The 22,450-nt window shown below is 37.5% G+C and carries 21 protein-coding genes, 1 pseudogene and 1 riboswitch; of the genes and pseudogenes, 3 read left to right on the top strand and 19 right to left on the bottom strand.

What is annotated here, in order from left to right:
• Positions 1-24 precede the first annotated feature (24 nt).
• Both IGJ63_RS06125 and IGJ63_RS06120 read right to left on the bottom strand, forming a co-directional pair.
• Positions 25-1,467: a RecQ family ATP-dependent DNA helicase gene (locus IGJ63_RS06125; RefSeq protein WP_101732314.1), complete on the bottom strand. Its 1,443-nt coding sequence runs from the start codon at positions 1,465-1,467 to the stop codon at positions 25-27.
• A complete protein-coding gene (locus tag IGJ63_RS06120) occupies positions 1,468-2,502 on the bottom strand; it encodes a helix-turn-helix domain-containing protein (RefSeq protein ID WP_284955000.1) in 1,035 nt (344 codons plus the stop codon).
• Between the two features lie 35 nt (positions 2,503-2,537).
• Here IGJ63_RS06120 and IGJ63_RS06115 point away from each other — a divergent pair, with 35 nt between their 5' ends.
• The gene (locus IGJ63_RS06115) at positions 2,538-2,756 is read left to right on the top strand and encodes a ferredoxin (protein ID WP_002357617.1); all 219 of its coding nucleotides are present in this window, start codon (positions 2,538-2,540) and stop codon (positions 2,754-2,756) included.
• A gap of 22 nt (positions 2,757-2,778) precedes the next feature.
• On the opposite strand, the gene IGJ63_RS06110 is transcribed toward IGJ63_RS06115, so the two are convergent.
• The 8 genes from IGJ63_RS06110 to IGJ63_RS06075 form a co-directional block, all read right to left on the bottom strand.
• Complete coding sequence (locus IGJ63_RS06110) at positions 2,779-4,110, bottom strand: zinc ribbon domain-containing protein (protein ID WP_002398998.1); 1,332 nt, start codon at positions 4,108-4,110, stop codon at positions 2,779-2,781.
• A 255-nt stretch (positions 4,111-4,365) separates the two neighbouring features.
• On the bottom strand, positions 4,366-5,031 hold the full coding sequence (locus tag IGJ63_RS06105; RefSeq protein ID WP_002382314.1) for an ECF transporter S component: 666 nt from the start codon (positions 5,029-5,031) through the stop codon (positions 4,366-4,368).
• Positions 5,032-5,102: 71 nt separating this feature from the next.
• Positions 5,103-5,222: riboswitch (FMN riboswitch) on the bottom strand.
• 151 nt (positions 5,223-5,373) lie between these two features.
• The gene (locus tag IGJ63_RS06100) at positions 5,374-6,090 is read right to left on the bottom strand and encodes a pseudouridine synthase (RefSeq protein ID WP_002357624.1); all 717 of its coding nucleotides are present in this window, start codon (positions 6,088-6,090) and stop codon (positions 5,374-5,376) included.
• Positions 6,091-6,093: 3 nt separating this feature from the next.
• The gene (gene scpB, locus IGJ63_RS06095) at positions 6,094-6,699 is read right to left on the bottom strand and encodes an SMC-Scp complex subunit ScpB (RefSeq protein WP_002357625.1); all 606 of its coding nucleotides are present in this window, start codon (positions 6,697-6,699) and stop codon (positions 6,094-6,096) included.
• Entirely contained in the window at positions 6,696-7,490 is a 795-nt protein-coding gene (locus IGJ63_RS06090; RefSeq protein WP_002390627.1) for a segregation/condensation protein A, read from the bottom strand. The genes scpB and IGJ63_RS06090 overlap by 4 nt, the downstream gene beginning before the upstream one ends.
• 64 nt (positions 7,491-7,554) lie before the next feature.
• On the bottom strand, positions 7,555-8,445 hold the full coding sequence (xerD, locus tag IGJ63_RS06085; RefSeq protein WP_002360354.1) for a site-specific tyrosine recombinase XerD: 891 nt from the start codon (positions 8,443-8,445) through the stop codon (positions 7,555-7,557).
• Between the two features lie 168 nt (positions 8,446-8,613).
• Positions 8,614-9,543, bottom strand: coding sequence for an alpha/beta hydrolase (locus tag IGJ63_RS06080; protein WP_101732309.1), 930 nt, complete (start codon positions 9,541-9,543; stop codon positions 8,614-8,616).
• A 194-nt stretch (positions 9,544-9,737) separates the two neighbouring features.
• Positions 9,738-10,829 (bottom strand): DUF871 domain-containing protein, encoded by a 1,092-nt coding sequence (locus tag IGJ63_RS06075; RefSeq protein ID WP_002357630.1) that lies wholly within the window; start codon positions 10,827-10,829, stop codon positions 9,738-9,740.
• 181 nt (positions 10,830-11,010) lie between these two features.
• On the opposite strand from IGJ63_RS06075, the gene IGJ63_RS06070 reads away from it, so the two are divergent.
• Complete coding sequence (locus IGJ63_RS06070; protein ID WP_002374887.1) at positions 11,011-11,760, top strand: peptidylprolyl isomerase; 750 nt, start codon at positions 11,011-11,013, stop codon at positions 11,758-11,760.
• A gap of 43 nt (positions 11,761-11,803) precedes the next feature.
• Here the strand turns inward: IGJ63_RS06070 and IGJ63_RS06065 are convergent, their stop codons facing one another.
• The 5 genes from IGJ63_RS06065 to obgE form a co-directional block, all read right to left on the bottom strand.
• Positions 11,804-12,178: a YxeA family protein gene (locus IGJ63_RS06065; RefSeq protein ID WP_002357632.1), complete on the bottom strand. Its 375-nt coding sequence runs from the start codon at positions 12,176-12,178 to the stop codon at positions 11,804-11,806.
• Positions 12,179-12,320: 142 nt separating this feature from the next.
• Complete coding sequence (locus tag IGJ63_RS06060) at positions 12,321-12,866, bottom strand: TetR/AcrR family transcriptional regulator (RefSeq protein WP_016615011.1); 546 nt, start codon at positions 12,864-12,866, stop codon at positions 12,321-12,323.
• Positions 12,867-13,084: 218 nt separating this feature from the next.
• Positions 13,085-14,383 carry a PTS sugar transporter subunit IIC gene (locus tag IGJ63_RS06055; protein WP_002363934.1) on the bottom strand — a complete coding sequence of 433 codons (1,299 nt, stop codon included), beginning with the start codon at positions 14,381-14,383 and terminating at the stop codon, positions 13,085-13,087.
• Positions 14,384-14,409: 26 nt separating this feature from the next.
• Positions 14,410-14,712, bottom strand: a complete 303-nt coding sequence (locus tag IGJ63_RS06050; protein WP_010817272.1) for a hypothetical protein — start codon at positions 14,710-14,712, stop codon at positions 14,410-14,412.
• Positions 14,713-14,850: 138 nt separating this feature from the next.
• On the bottom strand, positions 14,851-16,167 hold the full coding sequence (obgE, locus tag IGJ63_RS06045) for a GTPase ObgE (protein ID WP_002384537.1): 1,317 nt from the start codon (positions 16,165-16,167) through the stop codon (positions 14,851-14,853).
• Between the two features lie 287 nt (positions 16,168-16,454).
• Between obgE and gap the strand changes: the two genes are divergently transcribed.
• Entirely contained in the window at positions 16,455-17,465 is a 1,011-nt protein-coding gene (gap, locus tag IGJ63_RS06040) for a type I glyceraldehyde-3-phosphate dehydrogenase (protein ID WP_033595214.1), read from the top strand.
• A gap of 50 nt (positions 17,466-17,515) precedes the next feature.
• Here the strand turns inward: gap and fur are convergent, their stop codons facing one another.
• The 4 genes and pseudogenes from fur to rpoD form a co-directional block, all read right to left on the bottom strand.
• Positions 17,516-17,965 carry a ferric iron uptake transcriptional regulator gene (gene fur / locus IGJ63_RS06035; protein ID WP_002357640.1) on the bottom strand — a complete coding sequence of 150 codons (450 nt, stop codon included), beginning with the start codon at positions 17,963-17,965 and terminating at the stop codon, positions 17,516-17,518.
• Between the two features lie 115 nt (positions 17,966-18,080).
• The gene (locus tag IGJ63_RS06030; RefSeq protein ID WP_002361792.1) at positions 18,081-18,962 is read right to left on the bottom strand and encodes a CvfB family protein; all 882 of its coding nucleotides are present in this window, start codon (positions 18,960-18,962) and stop codon (positions 18,081-18,083) included.
• Positions 18,963-19,035: 73 nt separating this feature from the next.
• Positions 19,036-21,103 (bottom strand): annotated as a pseudogene (locus tag IGJ63_RS06025) (cell division site-positioning protein MapZ family protein).
• Between the two features lie 151 nt (positions 21,104-21,254).
• Positions 21,255-22,361: an RNA polymerase sigma factor RpoD gene (gene rpoD / locus IGJ63_RS06020; protein ID WP_438746094.1), complete on the bottom strand. Its 1,107-nt coding sequence runs from the start codon at positions 22,359-22,361 to the stop codon at positions 21,255-21,257.
• Positions 22,362-22,450 lie beyond the last annotated feature (89 nt).

Here is a 22,450-nt window from a genome sequence, read left to right as displayed (position 1 = left end):
CCAACTGCCGACTAAAAAAATGAATTAATCACGTTCTTTAAATAATTTTAGAAATTTAGAACGCCAACCTTCTTCATTTTGATTGCTGGTCTTGTTCGATTTTACTATTGAATCTTGGTAAATGTCAAAGAATAACGCACAATTATCACAACAAGTTTCCAGTGATTGTTTTACAATCGGTTCTTGAAAATAAGTTTGAATCAACGTTCTTCGACAGGTTGTGGTTTCAATATACATCAGCATCCCTCTTAATTGCGCTTGACGATCTTTTTCTTTCTCCTCTAAACGATGCTCTAGCTCTTCAAAAGAATAATCCTTGGCTAAATAGCCTTGAACCCATTTTTGTTGTAACTCGGTGGCATTTTCTAACAAACCTGCTTGTTCTTCTCCTTCAATCAGCGATTTTAAGGTCGCTCGATTCGCTCTTGTCTCTTCTAAGAAAAACCGATGAATAAATTCATCCCCTTTTTTATACAATAATAGCGCCCAACTTTTTTGACCATCACGTCCAGCTCGCCCGATTTCTTGCAGGTAATTTTCTAAGCTATCAGGCAAATCAAAATGAATCACTCCACGAACATCAGGTTTGTCGATTCCCATCCCAAAAGCATTCGTTGCACAAAGAATATCGATTTGATTATCAATAAATTGTTCTTGCAAGCGACTACGTTCACTAGCCTCCAAGCCCCCATGATAATAGGCCACCTTAAAACTGGTTTTTGCCTGAATAAGTTGACTAATTTGTTCTGTTTTGTTGCGCGTGGCGCAATAGATAATGATTTTACCAGCCGTTTTAGATAAGTAATCTAGTAACACTTCTTCTTTTTCTGACGTTTCCTTCACGAACAAGCCAATATTTTTTCGATTCACTGAAGAAAGAACTTCTTGATAGCTACCATGAGAAAATAATTGTTTTATAATTGCGTGCTGTACAACGGGTGTCGCTGTGGCAGTTAACGCCAAGGTCAAAGGAAAGTCTAGCTGTTTTTGGACCAGATCTAATTTACTATATTCAGGGCGAAAATCGACGCCCCACTGATAAACACAATGGGCTTCATCCACCACAAATAATGCAATTTTTTGGCGTTGTAACACACTAAGTACTTCTTGCTGCAAAAGCATTTCTGGGCTTAAAAACAGATAATCGTATTGGAACATTTTCGCTAAAATATAACGCTTTTCTGAATACTGTAACGTACTGTTTAAGGCAACCGCACCTTTAATTCCTTGTCTTTGTAATTGACGCACCTGATCTTCCATTAACGAAAGTAAGGGAGAAACAATTACCGTTAGTCCCTCTAACTTCTGACCCACAAATTGATAACACAATGATTTGCCAGTGCCTGTTGGCAAAACAGCCAATGTATTCATACCGTCAAGTAAGTTTGTAATCACTTCTTTTTGACCAGGCTTAAACGCTGCGTAACCAAATCGAGTGAATAATTCTTGTTCTAATGTCAACAACACTCACTCCTTTTCTTGCCAAATTTGTTGGATTTGATATAACCGGAAATCTAAATAAGAAAGCGTCTCTTCTTGCGCTCGCCAATCCCGATACACCCACAACCGCGGATCTTGTTCTGTTTGAGCCAAGTTTTGGAGTATTGCCTCCTTTTCAAGATAAACAGACACCTGCAGCTGCCCTTGAATAGCCAACTCTAATAGATGGTCATGAATGGTACTCGGTTTTATTTTTCGCTGCTCAGCAATTTCTTGAAGTGTCTTACCTTCCGTTAACAATCGTTGAGTTTCTTGCATACTTTGGTTTAGATTTTTTTCTAGATACGGCCATACAAGCGTTTGTAAAGCAGGATAGTTTCCTCCGTACATTATCAACTGCAGTAAATGATGAACCGCTTGCGTATGCCATAAACGCTGTTCAAGAACTGTCTTATGGCTTGTTAATTGCTGAGGAACTTTGCCAGTTTGCTGATAACCAGAAAGTTGCGCAACCAAATAGTCGCTTTCTGCTTCAGGTAGTAACTCAAACCCTCGCAACAGTTCTTCTTTGATTGATTGAACGCGCTGCTCTTTCTTGTCTTGTTGTAACCATCGTTTCAAATATAGTTGCGGAATCGGTGTTGATAAAAGTGGAATATACTGTTTTTCCTCAAATGATAAATACGAAGTCACTTGCACGGCAAATTGAATGAGTTGCCAACTTTCTCGATCACTTCTGCCAAAACGATAAAGATCAATTGCAGGATAATCCAGCAACGAAAAATGGTGCTCCTTTAAAAATAGTTGCCCTTCTTTTGTTAGTTGAATCTCATTTGTCTCTTTGTGATACTGAATTTGTTTCGCCTTCGAAAGTTTTTCAAGAAATTGAAAATAGGCTTGTTCGGAAATCGTTGGCCACCAGCCAATGAACCGTAAACAATCATATAAAAAACCATAAATCAAAACAGAGCTAGTCCGTTTGCCTTTTAAAAGATGATACAAAGTTGATGCACGTACCTTGTATCCGTGAGATAATAACGCTAAAATAAAAGTTGCTTCCATAGTAAACCTCTTTTAGATAGGATGTGTCACTGTTTATGCAATCACGTTTAGTTCCTGAAAAATGTATTGCTTGTGGACTTTGTCAAGTTTATGCGCCCAATATATTTGATTATGATGATCATGGGATTGTCCTTTTTAAAGACGAGCCGCATGCTCGACAACAATTTATTCCAGAAAACGAACGCGAGAATGTGTTAAAAGCGTACCGCAAATGTCCCACGCGTGCAATAGAAATAAGCAAAAATGAGTGCTAAATAATTTAGCACTCATTTTTGCTTAGAGTATCTTTTCGAGCCAAGCAAGTGTTTGTTCATCTATCGAAACAAACTGTAATTGTCCTTCTTTTAACGGTTCTTTGACTAAATGAATTTGATCATTTAGGCCATTGATCCATTCATAACGAAGACCATTTTCTTTTGCTTTAGAATTTTTGGCTTCTAAATAATAATTGACATGGTAATTTTCTTTACCATCCAATTGTAGCGTATTAATGGTCACTTCAAAATCTGGTGAAACATCGGTCGATTTCTTTTCACGTAATCGTTCAAGTGCTTCTATAAAAGAAGGAAATTGAGGATTATTTTCCCCACCAACGAGATATTTTTTAGCAAATTCTGTACTATCCGTATGACTTTTCACTTGTTTGGCAAATGCTTGATAAAAGGTTTCTAGCGCTTTGCGGGCATCATAGTCGCTAGCTAACGGAAAATTCAATTGTAGCGTTGGATTATCGGAGAGCGCTTCGACAAAATCATTTTCACCAATCGTTTCTTTTGATGTTTGAATTTCTTCTCCATTAATCGTCTTTTTAAGTTGAATCGTCATCCCTTTGGACCAGAACAAAGGGCCAATCGTTTTGCTTCCATTCGTTAGCGTACCAACTTTCCGATCATTAATATAAATATCTGCGTCTGGCAGATTGCTTTCCACAACAAAATTCATTCGTTTAAAATCTAAAGGAATACTAGAAATATAATTTTCCTCTTCTAATAAACGATACTCTTCTGTGATAACAGGTTCGCCGGTGCTATCTTTCACTGTGGCTGTAAAAGTATATTGTCCTGGCGCTAAGGGTCCCAATTCCTTTTGATAAGTGGTTGAGTCGGAAGTGCCCACTTCCCGCCCGTTCATTGCCAGCGTCACACCGCGCTGATTCGTCGTTAACTGAACAGAAACAGGCGTTAAAATGAATTGATAACGGTGAAAGAAAAATGCTGTTTGACTTGTTTCACGAATAGTTAAACCATGTAGCTTTTTATCCTTTAATAGCGCTTTTTCTAATTTTTTTAGCTCAGTTGGATTTTTTTGATAATAAGTGATTAAAGGCTTAATGCTTTGCGGATTCACTTGAAATTCAGACTCGTTCGTCCTCATTTTTTTACTTAATTCTTGGGCATCACCATTCTCAATCGCTTCAATAAAATGAGAAATTTGTTGTTCCTTAGAAAAATAATGCGTCCCGAGAAAATAGCTACCCGCTCCAAGAACGATGAACACAAAAAGAAACACCCAGATCCAGCTTCTTTTTGATCTGAGAGGAGTAGATTCGTTCCCTTTATTCATTGATGGTTGTGCTTGGTTTTCCTCTTGATGCATTGATTCATTCATTAGCGGAGCGCCGCATTCTTCACAAAAGGACTCCGTATCACGATTCACGTGACGACAATTTTTACACTTTTTCACTCAGGAAAACTCCTCTTTCTTTGATGATTTCTATCATACCAAGGGAAAGTTAAAATTACAATGCAGATGGTTTAGTATTTTTTAACAGAATGATGACAGATTATGACAACCTCTTTTCTTTTAGGCGTAAATTTTAAAAACCCACTGTCAAACATTGTTCAACAGCAGGTTTTTTATCATTTATTTTGTTAACGGTGTTTTTTTCTGAATAGTATGTTGTTTTTTTGATAGCCATGGCAATAACTTCGCATGTAGTACTAGAAAAACACCACTGACTAAGAGGCCTTTAATAAGGTTGAATGGCACAATACCAATCGCCACATAGCTTGCTAAAGATGTTCCTAAAAATTGTTGTGTGGTCACACCATATAATTGTAAGTAAATTGGTGTAATGACAAAATAATTCGCAATACTCATGAAAATCGTCAAGGCTAAGATCCCACTTACTAAGCCCACTATCCGATTTGTACGGATATTTTTCTTTTTACCAAAGAAATAAAAAATTGGCAAGGTGAAGATACTACTTGCTAAAAAGCTAGCGAAATCTCCCACCATATTTTGCGGTGCTAGTCCGGTTAAGAACAGGTGTAGCAACGAACGAACAAAAGCAGTAATTACTCCTGCTAACGGTCCGTACAAGAACATTCCGAGTAGAATCGGAATATCACTAAAATCGATTTTCAAAAAACTAAACGCCGGCATAATCGGAAATGCCACAAATTGTAATACTGTACCGATTGCGGCCAACATTGCAATGCTGACCATTTTTTGTACCTTGTTGTTCATCTGAAATCCTCCAATTAAGGACCCATCTTCAACGAACTTTTTGATTCGCTTCTTTGTCATACAAAAAAACCCTATTTTTCTGCAGGGAAAAATAGAGTAGGATTATCTGATGAAAAAGCGTCTCAAATAAGCCCTATCTTCTTTATCCAGACTATACTGTCGGTATTGGAATTACACCAATTCAATCGTTAAAAACGAGTCGTGGACTATAACCACCGGTCGGGAATTACACCCTGCCCCTGAAGACGAACCTTGTATTATATTTTTTTACTTACTTAGTGTAACCGATTTGAACAATGAATGCAACTAACTAAGCTTTTTTATTAAATTTCATTGATTGTTTCATTTCTCAAAAAAAACAATCCCTTCGCCATAAGCGCGAAGAGATCGAGTCATTTTATCTTATTTAGCTTGATTTAATAATTGACTGATTTCTTTTTTAGTTAAATCACGATATTGTCCTGGTCGCAAACCTTGTAAGGTCAACTCACCATAACGTTCACGTTTTAATTTTTGAACAGGGAAACCAACAGCTTGAAACATTTTCTTCACTTGATGATTACGTCCTTCATGAATCGTTAATTCCACGACACTGCTACCTGTTTTAATATCCGCTGAAAGAATTTGAAAATTGGCTGGTGCTGTGCGTTTGCCATCAATGCGAATGCCTTTGGCTAATGGCAATAGATCTCGTTTAGTTGGTACACCTTTAATTTTTGCTACGTAGACTTTATCTACTTCATGTTTAGGATGGGTTAATTTTTGTGAAAAACTTCCATCATTCGTTAAAAGTAACAACCCAGAAGTATCATAATCCAGACGACCGACTGGATAAATTCGCTCAGTAACATCTGTAAAATAATCCGTTACTACTTTACGGCCTTTATCGTCAGACACCGCAGAAATAACCCCTCTTGGTTTATAGAATAAATAATAACCATATTCTTCTTGATAAATTGGTACACCATCAACTTCAACGGTATCTTGTTTACTTACTTGTGTTCCTAATTCTTTGACCACTTGGCCATTGACTTTTACGCGACCTTTGACAATTAATTCCTCTGCTTTGCGACGCGAAGTCACCCCAGCATGAGCAATTGCTTTTTGTAATCTTTCCATTGTTTAAGCTTCCTCGCCTTCTGTTGTTTCAGACATTGGGTTCGTTTCTTGATAACGATCAAAAAATAGATCCATTGGTAGTTCTTCTTCTAATTCATCTTCCATTTGTTGGATATCTGGTAATTCATCTAAACTTTTCAACCCAAAGTAATCCATAAAATACTTCGTTGTGCCATACAAAATTGCTCTACCAGGACCATCTACGCGGCCTTTTTCTTCTATCAACTGACGGGCAACTAACTTTTGGATAGAGCCAGAAGTCTGTACGCCACGAATTTCATCAATTTCAATACGCGAAATTGGTTGCTTATAAGCAATAATGGATAATGTTTCTAGCGCCGCTTGTGATAAGGCGTTCGACATAGGCGATTGCGCATATTTTTTTAGTAATGAGGCATATTTTTTCTTAGTTGTTAAGACAAAATGATTGCCGACTTCTAAAATATTTAACGCCGATTTATTGTCAGAAGCATAATGTTCTTTCAATTTCGTTAATTCTTCATAGGTTTTTGCTGTTGACTTCTCTAATAAGTACGCAAGCTCTTCCAAGCCAATTCCTTCTTCGCCAACCACAAATAAAATTGCTTCAATTTGACTAACTAATGTCACTGTGTTTCCTCCACCTCTGTTGTATCTTCCTGCTGGGTTTCTGTATTAAATAACAAAATTTCACTATAATTATTTTCTTGTTCAGCATAAATCACGCCTGTTTTCATTAATTCTAAAAGAGCCATGAACGTTGTCACAATTTCTTGTTTGGAATAAGAATCGAAGAAAGAATCAAACGACACTGCCTTCCCTTTCTGTACTTGACGCATACGTTCTGAAATAGCGGTGATTTTTTCTTCGATGGAAACATCGTCACTAGCAACAGTTGTTTCAACAGGCTGGCGATTTTTTTTCTTTTCTAACATGGCATGAAAGGCTAGAAATAAATCAATTGTATTAATTTGATTAGGCGGTAGTGTTGTATCTTCCTCTTTATAATCATCCATATCCATTGGTTCTTTTGTATAATAGAGTTTACGTTCTTCTTCTTTTTCATGTAAAACAGTCGCTGCATATTTAAATTTCCGATACTCCAATAACTGAGCTACTAAAGCTTCCCGTGGGTCTTCCTCTTCAAAAAAATCTTCATCATCAATGATTTCAAGCTCTTGTTTTGGAAGCAACATCTGACTTTTAATAGCCATTAAGGTGGCAGCCATGACTAGATATTCTCCAGCGACTTCTAACTCTAAGGTTTGCATCGCATGAATATAAGACATGTATTGTTCAGTTACTGCTGTAATGGGAATGTCATAGATATCGATTTCTAATTTTTGAATTAAATGTAGTAGAAGATCCAGTGGTCCTTCAAAGACATCTAGTTTTAAATTAATTTCTTGCAAAAACGACACCAACTTTCTTTTCTCGACTTCCTAGTTTACCATAAATTTATTCGTTTGTGGGCATTCTCGCAAATTAAGCCCGAGGAAAATGTTCCTTATAAACATCTGCCATTCGTTGTTTGGTAATATGTGTATAAATTTGTGTCGTGGAGATATCTGCATGTCCTAATAATTCTTGCACGATTCTAAGATCTGCGCCATTTTCCAACAAATGTGTCGCAAAGCTATGCCGTAATGTATGCGGCGTAATATTTTTCTCTATCTGGGCTTCTCGGACAATCTGTTTTAAATTTTTCCAAATGCCCTGTCTAGATAACGGTTCGCCATGATGGTTAACGAATAGGTGTGTTTCATTCGGATGATTTTTAATCAATTGAGGTCTGGCTTCGTTCATATAGCGCTCAATCCATTGAATCGCATAATCGCCTAAAGGAATAATTCGTTCTTTGTCCCCTTTTCCGATTGTTTGCAATAAACCAATGGATAAATGCAGATCCCCTAATTTTATTTCAATTAGCTCACTAACTCGCAGGCCCGTTGCATACATCACTTCTAAAATAGCACGATTCCGCATACCTAGTGGTTTACTTGTATCAGGCGTTTCAATTAATCGAGTCACTTCGTCAACAGATAATGTACTTGGCAATTTTTGAACTTTCTTGGGGGAGTCAATATGTTGCATCGGATTATGTTCGCTTAAGCGTTCTTGACGTAAAAATTGATGAAATCCTCTCAAACTAGAAATCATCCGAATCACACTTGCTGAAGCTTGCTGTTCTTCGTGAAGGGATTGCAAAAATTCTGTAATCATGTAACGGTCAACTTCGTCCCAAGAATGCAGGCCTTGTTCTTGTAAAAAGGCTACGTATTTTTTTAAATCTCGTTCGTAACTCCGTCGTGTGTTATTTGATAAGCCCCGCTCTATTTGTAAATAGTGTAAATAATCGACTAATTGTTCTTCCATTATCCTTCCCTCATTTCTAGTACTATCCTATCAGATTATGCCCTAGATTGCATGGGTAAATTCCAACTTATTAAAAAAAATCAACTGACAACAAAAGACTTGTTCACTAAGTCGTTAACTTAAGAACAAGTCTTTTGTTGTTGCTACTATTAGTAAAGAATAAATTTGTTATTTTATATATTTATCTAGAAAAGCAGCTACTGTTTCCTTATATTTTTCTGGGTTTTTATTATAAGCTTTCGCATGCTCTGCTCCAGGCACGACATATTTTTCTTTAGGTCCTTGGGTTGCATTATAAACTTCGTCTAACATACTAAACGGCACAAACGTATCATTTTCACCATGAATAAAGAGCATTGGTAAATGATTCTTTTGCAATTGTTTAACAGCGCTTGCTTCCCCAAAGAAATAGCCAGCTCTAAGTTTCGTAATCCCGCTAGTAACATTAACTAATGGGAAACTTGGTAAATTGAAAAGCTCTTTCAATTGATATTGCAACTCCTGATTGACTGTAGAATAGCCACAATCTTCCACAATGGCTTTCACGTTATCTGGTAATTTTTCCCCGCTCGTCATCATGACTGTAGCAGCACCCATACTGACACCGTATAAAGTGATTTGTTCTTGCTGACCATTTTCGGTTAAAACTTTCTCAATCCATTGGACATAATCTTTACGATCGGGCCAGCCGAACCCAATATAATCTCCTTGACTTTTCCCGTGACCACGCGCATCTGGCGCTAACACATTGTAGCCCCAATCATGATACATTTTCGCAAAGACAGACATCGTTTCTGCCGAACCCATATAACCATGCGCCATAATAACGGTACGATTACTTTTTTTGTCGGCTGGTAAATAAATGGCCTTTAGACGTAGCCCATCTTCCGAAGTAATTGACCATTCTTGTCGATTTTTGTCATCTTTAAACCACGCGCCTTCAGGTGTCTGGATCACTTTTGACCCTGGGGTATTCTCATTTATAAAGTCTTTCTTTCCTGGAACTACTGCATAATTATAAAAATATAAGCCTGCCGCAATTAAACCAATTGCAATTACTACAATAAGCGCAATCAAAATTTTTAACCATCGATTCATCTACGTACTCCTTTTATTTAAACTGTATGATTCATTATAAGTTGTCGCCCTTTTTTTGACAACTACCATTCAAAGATTCAGCCATCTTTCTTTACCACTACAATGAGACAATTTTGTTGCGACAAAAAAAGCATAGCACAAAAATGTTACCTTTTACGCTATGCTCCACTTATCTATTTATAGGAAACTAAAAATTATTTATTTTCAATAAGTTTAAAACTTGACCATGGTTTCAAAAATTCTAATAAGAAACGTTCGTCATCAGAAATACGACCAACCACATTTACACGGCCATCATTTTTCATTTCTTTTAAAGCAATTTGTGTTTCCCCTTTGTATTGTCCATAGCCAACGTTGTCAATCAAGACATCGCCTCGAACAATATCTCTCGTTGTATGAGCTGGGAAAGGACGATCTTTATAGTAAACACGTGTCATTGTTGAACGCAAAACGTAATCAGAACGATCTCCACGATAACTGTGTAAGTTATCGAACAATGCAATTCTTTCATCTTCTGTGATTTCTGGTTCTGTATCCACTTTGATCGAAGGATACGGTGCATGAAAGGCTTCTGCCATTGCTGCTAATTCTGCTTCTGAGGCATAAGCATTTCCGACAGAAATATCATCGATTAATCCTGTTAAAACTAAATGCTTAACTTGCGTTGCAATTTCTAAATCGCGGTGGTCTTCCAAAGAACATAACCCATCTTGTGTCGGCCATGGCCCAAATGTAGCATCGTGTGAGTTCACAAACGCCATCGTATTTAAATTATATTTTCTAAATTTTTCTGAACAATAAACAAAATGATCATAGCCTAAGCCTGTATAGCGATGTGGATAGAAATTATGTGAACCTAGTAAATTTTCTGTATTTGGTGAGTAGGCCATAATATTATCTACATAACTTGTCCCTGAACTCATATTAATTTCAATTTTAATGCCATAAGGGTTTCTTGTCATATTCGCCTCTTCTTGCCCAGTAAAACCAAGATCTAAACGAATACCGTAAGCGCCCATATCATGGAAAAATGATAAATCATCATAAGAGATGCCTAATTGTTCGAACAATGCAGGATTAATATCGACCATCACTTCCATACCTAATTGGTTGGCGTAATCTACGACTTTTTTAAACTCTGCTAATACCTTTTCCCGATCATCATTGATTTGCAATAAACTAGTAAAGACACGCTTAAAGCCGTATTTATGAGCCAAATCCAAATATGCTTTGTCCTTTTCAAATGTTGAACGTTCTGGATAAATTGAAATACCTAATTTTCCCATGTGATTGCCTCCTAAATTGTAAAACATAATAATGTATCTGCTTACATTGTAACAAAAAAAACAAAAGTGGTCTACACCTTTCCTATAGGAAATCTTATAAAAATTCCACTGGTTTGTTATCTTCTCTTTTGTTATGATAAAAAAGAACCTAATTGTCAGTGTGAAAGGAAGAGGAAAACAGATGAAACATAAGAAAATGCTTGCTGTTGCTTCAGTTGCAGCATTCACCTTGCTTTTAGCAGGCTGTAACACAACCAATAATAAAGGCACGACCGCAACGAGTGATTCTGTCGCTAAATCCAGTGAAAGCAAAACAAAGGATTCGGTCGACTTAAATTCACTAGATTTACCACAACTAGATGACAAAGTTGCCGAAGATCAAGACTTAGTCCAAATGGTTACTTCAATGGGAAATATTGAAATCAAACTATTTCCTAAACAGGCTCCAAAAACTGTCGAGAACTTTATGAAACATGCCAAAGATGGCTATTATGATGGCTTGACTTTCCACCGCGTCATCAATAACTTTATGATCCAAGGTGGCGATCCTAGCGGTGATGGAACTGGCGGAAACAGCATCTGGAATAAACCATTTGAAGATGAATTTTCAAACCAGTTATATAACATTCGTGGCGCGTTATCAATGGCGAATGCAGGACCTAATACTAACGGCAGTCAGTTCTTTATTGTCCAAAATACAGATGATCAATCTGATGGTCTTTTATATGATGATTATCCAAAAGCAATCATTGATGCTTACAAAAAAGGCGGCTATCCTTCTCTTGATAAAAAACATACTGTTTTCGGTCAAGTAACCAAAGGAATGGATATTGTCGATAAAATTGCCAAAGTCGAAGTTGGTGCCAACGATAAACCAAAAACTGATGTTAAAATTGAAAAAATCAATATTCTTCAAGAAGCAAAAAAATAACAAAAAGTCAGAACGTACGCTGAAGATACGTTCTGACTTTTTGTTATTTTTGAATCGCTTGTAATGCCTTTTCTGGTACTTGGTCTTGATTGACCTCTTCATACGTATTGATGTGGGCCCCTTTATTTGAGACTTTTAGATAATGATCTGTTTTTAATTCATGGTCCGCTGTGAAAGTTATTTCTCGCGTTTTGCCTTCCTCATCTGCGGCTACTTGCGTATAACTAGCAATTCCATAGCCATTAACGCTATCGGCTTTCTTTGTTTTAACATACACATTTCCTTCTTTAACCAATGGATTTAATTGATCTAACACACCAGCTAATTCGCCAGAGTTCTTCTCTGCGTAAAACTTGGCCCCAAATAAACCACCACCAATAACAATTGCTGTCACCACTAAAAATTTAATAAATTTCATCACATAAATCCTCCCGAGTAATTATTCTCTGTTACTTCTTCCAAAGTATAGCAAGTTTTAAACAATCCTTCCTCGGGCGCAACGACCAGTTTTTCCTCAGACTTATGTCGTATTTTTGTTATTTTGAATAAATAACAAAACACTACTCTTCTATCAATAATTGACTTAATAATTGAATTTCTTGATTCTTAGTTAAGTCAATTGTTTTCATTGTAACCGCTGTGGCTAAACCTAAATAGATTACCACCATTTTAGGAAATAATTCGACAAATTTTCCTTTGTCCATTTGTACATATTTTTTATCCAATAATAAACGCTCTTCAAAAAAAGTTTGAAGCATTTGCTGCAATTCTTCTTCATAACCATGTGCTTTCATAAATAACGCCGTATAGATTTTTTGATGTTTTTGGGCAAATAATATAAAGTTCAGACCCAATGCAATCACTGGGTCTGAGGTACCGACATCTGCTTTGTAAAATAATTGCATACGATGAAATAGCGATTTAATTAAGGTTCGTTTTAAATCGTCCATGTTGACAAATTCTAAATAAATTGGCTGCGTAGAAATCCCCATAGTATCTGCAATATTTCTAGCAGTTAAATTAGAAAAACCTTTATCTACTAAAATTTTTTCAGCTACGTTTAAGATTTTTTCCTTTGTATATACCTTCGTTCTAACCATTTTCATACCCCTTTTCTCTTTTAGTTAACAATAACTTTATTATGTTCACACAAAAGAAAACCATTTTCATTATATATATAATATTTTACACTTTTTTATGCGTTTCTTTTCTCAAAATTTTCTATACATTTCAAAAAAATTGAGAATTTTCATCACCTATAAACAAATAGGTCCAGAACAAAAGGTCATCACCTTTTGTTCTGGACACTAAACGGCTGCACTCTTTATTCTTCTATTTGTTTGCCTTGTTCTTTGGCAAGCTCATTTTTATCATAAGCTACAAAGAACGGATAGTAAATCAAGATGGCCACTAGAATTAAAACAATATTCAAAACAGCAGCACGCCAATCGCCGCCTGTCGCCATAAAGGCGCCAATTGGCCCTGGTAAGGTCCACGGTGCGGTAAAGACAACTTCACTTACTAAACCTAATTTAGTGGCAAACCAAGCAATCGTTGCTAAAACCATTGGTGCAAAGATAAAAGGAATCATTAAAATCGGATTTAAGACAATCGGTACACCGAAAATAACTGGCTCATTAATATTAAAAATAGACGGTGCTAAAATAGCTTTTCCTAGTTTTGAACCATATTCTGATTTTGCCCGGAAGGCTAATAATATAGCTAAACCAATTGTGGCTCCAGCACCACCAATCCAAATAAACCATTGGTAAAAAGGTTCTGCCGCAATCCGAGGTAATGCTTCGCCAGCTGCTTTAGCAGTCGTGTTTTCCTCTAATAGTTGTAGCCATAGAGGACGCGCCAACGATCCTACGATTGAAGCGCCGTGAATCCCAAAAAACCAGAAAAATGTGGTTAAAAAGACTAACAGCAAGACACTCAATAAAGAGTCCGCTGCTTGAACTAGTGGTCCCACTAAGTTCCCTACAAATGTGTGCCAATCAAAGCCTAAATAATAAGTGATTGAACCAATCAATAACATGACAATTAACGTCGGAGTCAACGATTCAAATGAACGAGCAACAGCAGGTGGAACGTTATCAGGCATTGTAATTTTGAACTTAGACTTATCTGTCACTCGATAGATTTCGACAGCAATAATTGACGTCACAATCCCGACAAACATCCCTGCACCACCCAAATTAGCCATTGGTAAAACAAACCCAGAAACACCAGCTGCTTTACTGGCTTCTTCAGGAATCGCCACAGGTACTAATGTTAATAAAAAAGCAATCGTAGCCAAAATCCCTCCTGAGACTTGATCAAGATTATAAGATTTCGCTAAACTAGCACCAATACCAAAAGTCGCATATAACGCCATAATGTACATTGTCATTCGGTAAGGCAATAAAATTGTAGCAGCATTACTTGTTAAAAATTGAGTAATGCCCCAAGATTCTGGTAACGGCGGAAATGCAATAATTAGAAAAAAAGAACCGACAATAATTAAAGGTAATGTCGCAATAATCCCATCCCGCACCGCACGTAAATGGCGCTGATTGGCAATTTTAGCCATTGGTCCAGCTAGATGATTTTCAATCCAAACAGTCAGTTTATCTAACATAAATAACACTCTCCTCTGTTTTTCTCTTAAAAAATAACTCCTTTAATCAGCCATAAATAAGAGATAAGCTCTAATAAAATAAGAGAAATTAAAAACAACCAAATAAAACGCTTACAAAAACCTGTTTTCGTTTCAATAAAATAATGACTATACGCTAACGCAAAAGCAATCCCAACAGGCAAAAAAATCATGGCACCAATATTAAACGGCAGATTGAAAGTCCATAATAAAACACTCGGCAACAGGACACCACATAAGAGCCCCATACTAAAAAGAAAACCAGCACTTTTAACTGAAAACTTAGGAACAATTGCTTGATTGTTTTCCATTTCAATTTCGCTCCTTTCGTTTGTTATTTTGTTACATTTAAAATTATAAGCTATTAAAAATATTATTTCAATCTATTCGCTGATTTAATACTAATTTTAAAATAAAAAACCAGTTCACTGAGTGAACTGGTTTTATGCTTATTCGACAAATTCAAATTCAAAATTACCAATCCGAACAATGTCGCCATCTTTCGCGCCACGTGCTCGTAATGCCTCATCGACACCCATACCACGTAATTGACGTGCAAAACGCATTACTGTTTCATCATGATCGAAATTCGTCATTTCAAATAATTTTTCTAATTTTTCACCAGATAAAACCCATGAAGCATCTGGTTCACGATCAATCGTAAATTCTGGACCTTCTGGTTGGAAGCCATAACGAACGGTTTCTTCCTCTACCACTTCATCTTCATATAATGGGAATTCAGGCGTTACTTCCAACAAGTCAGCTGTTGCATTTAATAAAGGTTCAATACCTTTACGAGTAACCCCAGAAATTGGGAAAATAGGTAGCTCATCAGCATACTCATCGGTGCGTTCCTTCGCAAGTTGCTCTTTAAATTTCGCTAAATTCTCTTCTGCTTCAGGCATGTCCATTTTATTGGCAACAATAATTTGAGGTCGCTCCATCAAACGTAAATTGTGTGAAGCCAATTCTTTATTGATTGCCAAGTAATCTTCATAAGGATCGCGTCCTTCCATGCCACTCATATCAATGACATGTAAAATAACACGCGTCCGTTCAATGTGGCGTAAGAACTGTGTTCCTAAGCCGACACCTTGAGAAGCTCCTTCAATTAAGCCTGGCAAATCTGCTGCAGCGAAGCTTCGACCGTCACTAGTAGTCACCATCCCTAAGTTTGGAACTAACGTCGTAAAATGATAGGCACCAATTTTCGGACGAGCGGACGAGATAACAGAGAGTAACGTTGATTTCCCTACAGAAGGAAACCCAACTAAGCCAACATCTGCTAAAACTTTTAATTCTAATTCAATTTTACGTTCTTGGCCCGGTTCGCCGTTTTCTGCAATTTCTGGTGCAGGGTTTCTTGGGGAAGCAAAGCGAATATTCCCGCGACCACCGCGTCCGCCTTTTGCTACTACTAAGGTCTGACCATTCTCAATTAAATCCCCAATTAAGGCTCCAGTTTCTGCATCACGAACTGTTGTACCTGGTGGAACTTTGACAAGTAAATCTTCTGAACCACGACCGTGCATTCCTTTACTCATACCATTTTCTCCAGGTGTCGCCTTAAAATGACGATTAAACCGGAAATCCATTAATGTGCGTAATCCTTCTTCAACAACTAAAACAACGTCGCCACCGCGACCGCCATCACCACCAGCGGGACCCCCGTCTGGTACATATTTTTCTCTACGGAAAGCAACCATTCCGTCGCCGCCTTTACCAGCTTTGACATCAATCGTCACTTGATCTAAAAACATGGACATATAATTTGTCCTCCTATTCTACTTCTACTATCTTTAATCACCTCAAAAAGCGTGATTCGAAAGTCTTTATTATTGTATCGGGAAAACAACCGTTTGTCTAGCAATTCTAGTTAGTTATCGTTGGAAAAAGCAAAATTTCTCATGAATCTTTCGCTTTCTTTTTGTCGCTTCGCTATCAGTCTTTTGACAAAAAAATTTTAGAGGTTCATACTATAGATAGTTGAAGAAAATCACTTTTTCAGCAAGGGTCCAAAGAAACACAAACATCTAAAGGAGGAATTTTTGTTATGACAGTCAAAGTAGGAATTAACGGTTTTGGAAGAATTGGTCGTTTAGCCTTTCGCCGAATAAAAGAAGTTTCTGATGATATTGAAGTTGTGGCTATCAATGATTTGACTAGCCCAACAATGTTGGCTCACTTATTACAATTTGACTCTACGCATGGCACCTATCCTGGCACCGTGACAGCCACTGAAAATGGCATTGTGGTTGACGGCGAAGAAACCCGTGTCTACGCAGAACCAGATGCAAGTAAAATCCCTTGGGTTAAAGAAAACGGAGTAGACATTGTGCTTGAATGTACAGGTTTTTATACCTCTGAAGAAAAAGCACAAGCTCATTTAGATGCAGGTGTGAAACGTGTGGTTATCTCTGCTCCTGCAGGCGCAATGAAAACAATCGTTTATAACGTCAATGATGATACACTTGATGCCAACGATAAAATCATTTCTGCCGGCTCATGTACGACAAACTGTCTAGCACCGATGGCTTACTTCTTAAATAATGAATTCGGTATTGAAGTTGGTACCATGACAACTGTCCATGCCTACACATCAACACAAATGCTATTAGATGGCCCTGTTCGTGGCGGAAATCTTCGTGCGGCACGCTCTGCTGCAGACAATACTATTCCCCATTCAACTGGTGCTGCTAAAGCAATTGGCTTAGTTATTCCAGAACTTAATGGAAAATTACAAGGCCATGCCCAACGTGTTCCCGTTGTGGATGGATCCTTAACAGAATTAGTTAGCATTTTAAGAACAAAAGTAACAGCTGATCAAGTAAATGAAGCAATGAAAAAACACACCATTGATAACCCTTCTTTCGGTTATGATGATCGTGAAATTGTTTCTGGAGACATAATCGGCACGACAGAAGGTTCGATTTTTGACCCAACGCAAACAGAAGTAACGACAGCTGGCGATTTCCAATTAGTGAAAACTGTGGCTTGGTATGACAATGAATATGGTTTTACTTGCCAAATGATTCGCTTATTGGAAAAATTCGCTAATTTATAATGCCAATAAATAAAAAACTGCCTTGCATAAATTAATGCAAGGCAGTTTTTTTAATGTTTACTTTGACAACTTTGACAAATACCATGAAAAGTTAAGCGATGATCTTTGACTAAAAAATGATACCGACTTTCAACAATTTGCTCTACTTCACCAAGCAAGTCTTCTTCCACTTCCTCAATTGTGCCACATTCTAAGCATAACAAATGGTGGTGAAAGTGTTTGGCGCCTTCTTTTCTTAAATCATAGCGAGCTAAACCATCGTTAAAGCTCACTTTATCAACGACTTTTAAGTCTGTTAAAATTTCTAGCGTTCGATAGACTGTTGCTAGACCAATTTCCGGACTTTTTTGTTTTACCAAGAAGTAAATTTCTTCTGCTGATAAATGATCTTTTTCATTTTCCAATAATACAAGTACGGTTGCTTCCCGTTGTGGTGTTAATTTAAAGCCTGATTCATGTAATTGTTTTTTTGTCTTTTTTAAAGCAGCAGTCGAATCCATTATTACAGCTCCTTGTTTAGAATGATTACAAATTAAGAAACTTAATTTATCAATCAAATTAAAATAATTATAAAAGAAATAACTGTAATTTGCAAGATATTCTCAATTAGCTACCTTAATTTTTTTCTTTTGATTGTTCCAACGAGCCAATTAGAATTGTTTTACCATCTTCTTGTTTAATTAATTTTTGTTTCATTAAATGGCCTAAGGCGCGTTTAAATTGAGCTTTACTAATGCCAAAGGTTTGTTTAATTTCATCAGGGCTTGATTTATCGGTGAAAGGAATTTGGTGATCGTTTGCTCTTTCTAAGAAAGTTAGAATCATTAATGCATCATCGCTGATTACTTCATGACTTCTTGGTTTTAATGAAAGATTCAATACGCCGTCCGGCCGCACGCCAATCACACGTCCCACTACTTTTTCACCTAAACGTGGTTCCTGGAATCGTTCAGAAGGATGGATAAATCCAATGTATAAATCATCAGTTAAAATATACGTTCCTGCAAGTTTCAGACGATACACATGCCCAGTTAAGTTTTGGTTTTGCATTTCAGCATTCCCGCGTTTTGCCATTGCTTTAAAGACTTTTTCATCTGCTAATTCGCCCCAAATGCGGTCTTTACTGTCCACTTTTAAAGTAACCATTACTCGGTCTTCTTTTTTAGGCCAAAGTTCCCGCATGGTTGGTAATTCATCCAACGAAATAACAACATCTTTATCTGGTAAGCCAACATCCACAAAAACACCTAAATCACGTCTCGTTCCTGTGACAGTACCAAAGCCATAGCTACCAATGCGCACAGTAGGAATTGTAGTTGTCAGTGCTGGCTCTTGTTTTTGATTTAAATAACCAAAGCCTTCTACAGCCTCCCCTATAGCATGCGTACCTTCTTCTTTTTTTAAACGGAATGTGATGCCATTTTTTTGAACAAAATAAAATTGTTCATTTTCATCGACCACAATGCCGGTAAATGTTGTTGCTAGTAATTCTCTCATTTATCATTAACTCCTCAAGGAAAATCAATCGAACAAAAGATTTCTGCTTTTGTTCGATTGTTTCTATTTTCTTTTATTGCCCTGCATTACGAGAAGCGTTCCCTTTGAACCAACCTGTTTTAGCATTGATTGTAACTAAATACATGTGAACATTTTTCTCTGTAGTGCCTTCTAATAATTTTGATTGATTGATTGTTTGTTGCATAAAGATTGTAGTAACCTTCGCCATTCACAATTTTGGCAGGTTCTAAAGAATATCCGCCAGGAACCACATAGCCACGAGCAATCACTGTGTCTAAGACTTTTTCTTTCACACCTGGTGCCCATGTCCACGCTGGATTGCTACTATCAGCGATATCAGCAGCATCTGGCGCATAAAGCGGACTAGTGTAAACCCCGTCACTGTTCGGCGCCGTGTAGCCATTCGCTTCTGTTTTTGCTGTTTCTTCCTTCTTAGCGTTCTCTTTTTTCGCGGCAGCAGCTTGTTTTGCTTGTTCTTCTGCTTGTTTTGCTTGCTCTGCGGCAGCTTGTTCTTCTGCAATTCTTTTCTGTTCTTCTTCAACCTTGGTTAACGCTTGGTCAGCTGTCGTGACTTGTTTGACCAGTTCTTTTTTCAGCTTATCACTTGTTACTTTATCTACTTCTGCCTTAGCAGCTTGATACGTGTCTCGATTCAGCTGATTGGTAGTTTTTCCATCTTTATAAATGACCTCAACCGCTTTTTTAGCTTTTTGTAATTGGTTGTATTGTTGGTTCGCTTGATCGATTGCTTGGTTCATCAATTGGTCAAATGGATCATTTCCTGTTAATTTCTTTACGGAAATTGGTTGATCAGCAGCTAGAATCGCCGGTTTCAACTCATTGCCATTGACAATCGGCGCCTCAAATAATTGGTTGATTTGTTGAATGGTTTGTTGCTTCTCTTTCAATGTTTGAATTTGTTTATTTAATTGAGAATACTCTTCTGAATCTTTAATTTCCGCGACTTGTTTTGAGAGTTTTTCTGGACTAACAGTCACCATATCGGGTTTAATAAAAACTTGCTCCTTCGTGGTATAAAAGGCTGCTAGTTCATCTTTCAGCGTATCTGTTTTCTTGGTTAGTGCCGCCGCCTCTTGTACGGCAGCTTTTTGCGTTTGATCATGATACGCCCAAGCACTACCTCCAGCTAATAAAACAACCGCAAGCGCAACGAAAACTACTTTTTTTGATGGTTTCTTCGGAGCAGGCGCTGGTTGAGCATTCCCAGTTTCATTCATCGGTGGTATCACACCTGAATCTGAAACTTTTTCCTCGGTTGTATCAGCTTCACTCGGTGCTTCTAGCGACGCTGCACTTGTTAACCCTTCTTCAGAATCTGAAATGGATTCAGTTGGTGTTTCGGCTTGGGTTAATACTGCCTCACCGCTGTTTTCTAACTCTTGGGTCTCTGCTGTTTCTTCTGATGGATTTTCAGACATTTCTGTATCTGCTCGATGCGCTTGAATATAAGCTTGCAAAGTTTCGTTTGGTGTTACATCTTGATCTTCTATCGGTGGTTGTGAAAAAATTTCTTCTTCAGAAGTAGTAGAGATAACTTCAGTTCCTGAAATCTCTGTTAAAGCTTCCTCTTCTGACTTCACTGTCTCAGATACCTCAGCTGTTTCTGCTTCAACAGTAGTTGTTTCTTCTGTTGTTTCCTCTAAATTAACTGCTTCGTCCGTTGCTAGTTTTTCTTCTGTTGAATGAGTAGGCGTCTCTTCTGTCGCTGGTGTCGACTCCTCCACCGAATCATGAGTCTCCTCACTAGCCCCTTCTTGAAGCGATGTTTCTAGACCAGAAACATCCTCTGAATCAGAGACTATTAAGTTATCTTCTATCGACTCTTCTTTTTTGTCATCATTACTTTCTTCTTCAGGTGATTCGCCAAACAGTTCCATCACATGGCCTAAGCTCATATCTTTTAACTCAGACCATTCAATATTCTCATTTAATTGATCTTCGTGTTGTTCATTTTCCTGTGTTTCAAAATCTATATTTGTTGAAGTCGTTTCCGCTTCTTCTTTATCAACTGTTGTGTCAGTTAGTGAATAGCCACATGTTGGGCAGGTCGTTAATTCTGCATCGAATTCGTTCCCGCACTTCGGACATTTTTTTGTCATTCTTCCGCCTCACATTCTGCTAATATTCCATTACTTCTAATTTACCACAACTTGCGCCTTCTTCCAATAACTAGCAATGACATTTAGAGACTTTTTAAAAATCAAAAGCGGCTCTTCTCGCATGCACGAAAAGAGCCGCTAAACGGTATGTTTATTCTAAAAAGTCTTTTAATTGTTTTGAACGAGAAGGATGTCTTAGTTTTCTTAACGCTTTTGCTTCAATTTGACGAATACGTTCACGAGTGACACCGAAAACTTTTCCGACTTCTTCTAGCGTACGTGTCCGACCATCATCTAAACCAAAACGTAAACGTAAAACATTTTCTTCACGGTCTGTTAAAGTATCCAGAACATCTTCTAGTTGTTCTTTTAACAATTCGTAAGCTGCATGTTCAGCAGGACTGGTAGCATCTTGGTCTTCAATGAAATCACCTAAATGTGAATCATCTTCTTCACCAATTGGTGTTTCTAAAGAGACTGGCTCTTGTGCGATTTTTAGGATTTCACGAACTTTTTCTGTTGGTAAATCCATTTCCGCACCAATTTCTTCTGGCGTTGGTTCTCTACCTAAATCTTGCAATAGTTGGCGTTGAATCCGAATCAATTTATTGATTGTTTCAACCATATGAACAGGAATTCGAATCGTTCTAGCTTGGTCCGCAATTGCCCGCGTAATCGCTTGACGAATCCACCAAGTAGCATACGTAGAGAATTTGAACCCTTTACGGTAGTCAAATTTTTCAACAGCTTTCATTAAGCCCATATTACCTTCTTGAATTAAATCCAAGAATTGCATACCACGACCTACATATCGTTTGGCAATTGAAACAACCAAACGTAAGTTGGCTTCTGCTAAACGTTGTTTTGCTTCTTGATCGCCTTCTTCAATTTTAAGTGCCAATTCAACTTCTTCTGCGGCAGTTAATAATTGAACGCGCCCAATTTCTTTTAGGTACATACGCACGGGATCATTAATTTTAACACCTGTTGGCGCAGATAAGTCTTCTGCTTGGGCCTTTTCCGCTTCTTTTTCATCTTTTTTCAAGCTATGTTCACTTGGGTCTCCATTTTCATCGACTACGCTGATACCAGCATCTTCAACTTTTTGGATTAATTTTTCCATAGCTTCTGTATCCAAAGTATACGGTGTGGCTAATTGATTCGCTAAATCATCATAAACCACTGTTCCTTTAGGCTTGTTTTCTTTGATAAATGCTGCCACTGCAGCTTCATATTTTTTACTTGTTTCTTTTTCCATGAAAGAAGGCCCCCTTCATTTTTCGGTTCACGCTTGAAATAACTGATAAATCACTGGGACTTATCAAAATAAAATGAACAAAACGCTTA

The sequence above is a fragment of the Enterococcus sp. DIV1375a genome (assembly GCF_051712205.1).
Lineage (GTDB): Bacteria > Bacillota > Bacilli > Lactobacillales > Enterococcaceae > Enterococcus > Enterococcus faecalis.
Note: the sequence above shows the minus strand (reverse complement) of the source record. Positions and strands in the feature narration are given on the sequence as shown.

What these genes read in the sequence shown, in the direction of transcription:
- IGJ63_RS06120 (WP_284955000.1), bottom strand. Translation starts at nt 2,502, where the DNA reads ATGGAAGCAACTTTTATTTTAGCGTTATTATCTCACGGATACAAGGTA.
- IGJ63_RS06115 (WP_002357617.1), top strand. Translation starts at nt 2,538, where the DNA reads ATGCAATCACGTTTAGTTCCTGAAAAATGTATTGCTTGTGGACTTTGT.
- IGJ63_RS06110 (WP_002398998.1), bottom strand. Translation starts at nt 4,110, where the DNA reads ATGAATGAATCAATGCATCAAGAGGAAAACCAAGCACAACCATCAATG.
- IGJ63_RS06105 (WP_002382314.1), bottom strand. Translation starts at nt 5,031, where the DNA reads ATGACAAAGAAGCGAATCAAAAAGTTCGTTGAAGATGGGTCCTTAATT.
- IGJ63_RS06100 (WP_002357624.1), bottom strand. Translation starts at nt 6,090, where the DNA reads ATGGAAAGATTACAAAAAGCAATTGCTCATGCTGGGGTGACTTCGCGT.
- xerD (WP_002360354.1), bottom strand. Translation starts at nt 8,445, where the DNA reads ATGGAAGAACAATTAGTCGATTATTTACACTATTTACAAATAGAGCGG.
- IGJ63_RS06080 (WP_101732309.1), bottom strand. Translation starts at nt 9,543, where the DNA reads ATGAATCGATGGTTAAAAATTTTGATTGCGCTTATTGTAGTAATTGCA.
- IGJ63_RS06075 (WP_002357630.1), bottom strand. Translation starts at nt 10,829, where the DNA reads ATGGGAAAATTAGGTATTTCAATTTATCCAGAACGTTCAACATTTGAA.
- IGJ63_RS06070 (WP_002374887.1), top strand. Translation starts at nt 11,011, where the DNA reads ATGAAACATAAGAAAATGCTTGCTGTTGCTTCAGTTGCAGCATTCACC.
- IGJ63_RS06065 (WP_002357632.1), bottom strand. Translation starts at nt 12,178, where the DNA reads ATGAAATTTATTAAATTTTTAGTGGTGACAGCAATTGTTATTGGTGGT.
- IGJ63_RS06060 (WP_016615011.1), bottom strand. Translation starts at nt 12,866, where the DNA reads ATGAAAATGGTTAGAACGAAGGTATATACAAAGGAAAAAATCTTAAAC.
- IGJ63_RS06055 (WP_002363934.1), bottom strand. Translation starts at nt 14,383, where the DNA reads ATGTTAGATAAACTGACTGTTTGGATTGAAAATCATCTAGCTGGACCA.
- IGJ63_RS06050 (WP_010817272.1), bottom strand. Translation starts at nt 14,712, where the DNA reads ATGGAAAACAATCAAGCAATTGTTCCTAAGTTTTCAGTTAAAAGTGCT.
- obgE (WP_002384537.1), bottom strand. Translation starts at nt 16,167, where the DNA reads ATGTCCATGTTTTTAGATCAAGTGACGATTGATGTCAAAGCTGGTAAA.
- gap (WP_033595214.1), top strand. Translation starts at nt 16,455, where the DNA reads ATGACAGTCAAAGTAGGAATTAACGGTTTTGGAAGAATTGGTCGTTTA.
- fur (WP_002357640.1), bottom strand. Translation starts at nt 17,965, where the DNA reads ATGGATTCGACTGCTGCTTTAAAAAAGACAAAAAAACAATTACATGAA.
- IGJ63_RS06030 (WP_002361792.1), bottom strand. Translation starts at nt 18,962, where the DNA reads ATGAGAGAATTACTAGCAACAACATTTACCGGCATTGTGGTCGATGAA.
- rpoD (WP_438746094.1), bottom strand. Translation starts at nt 22,361, where the DNA reads ATGGAAAAAGAAACAAGTAAAAAATATGAAGCTGCAGTGGCAGCATTT.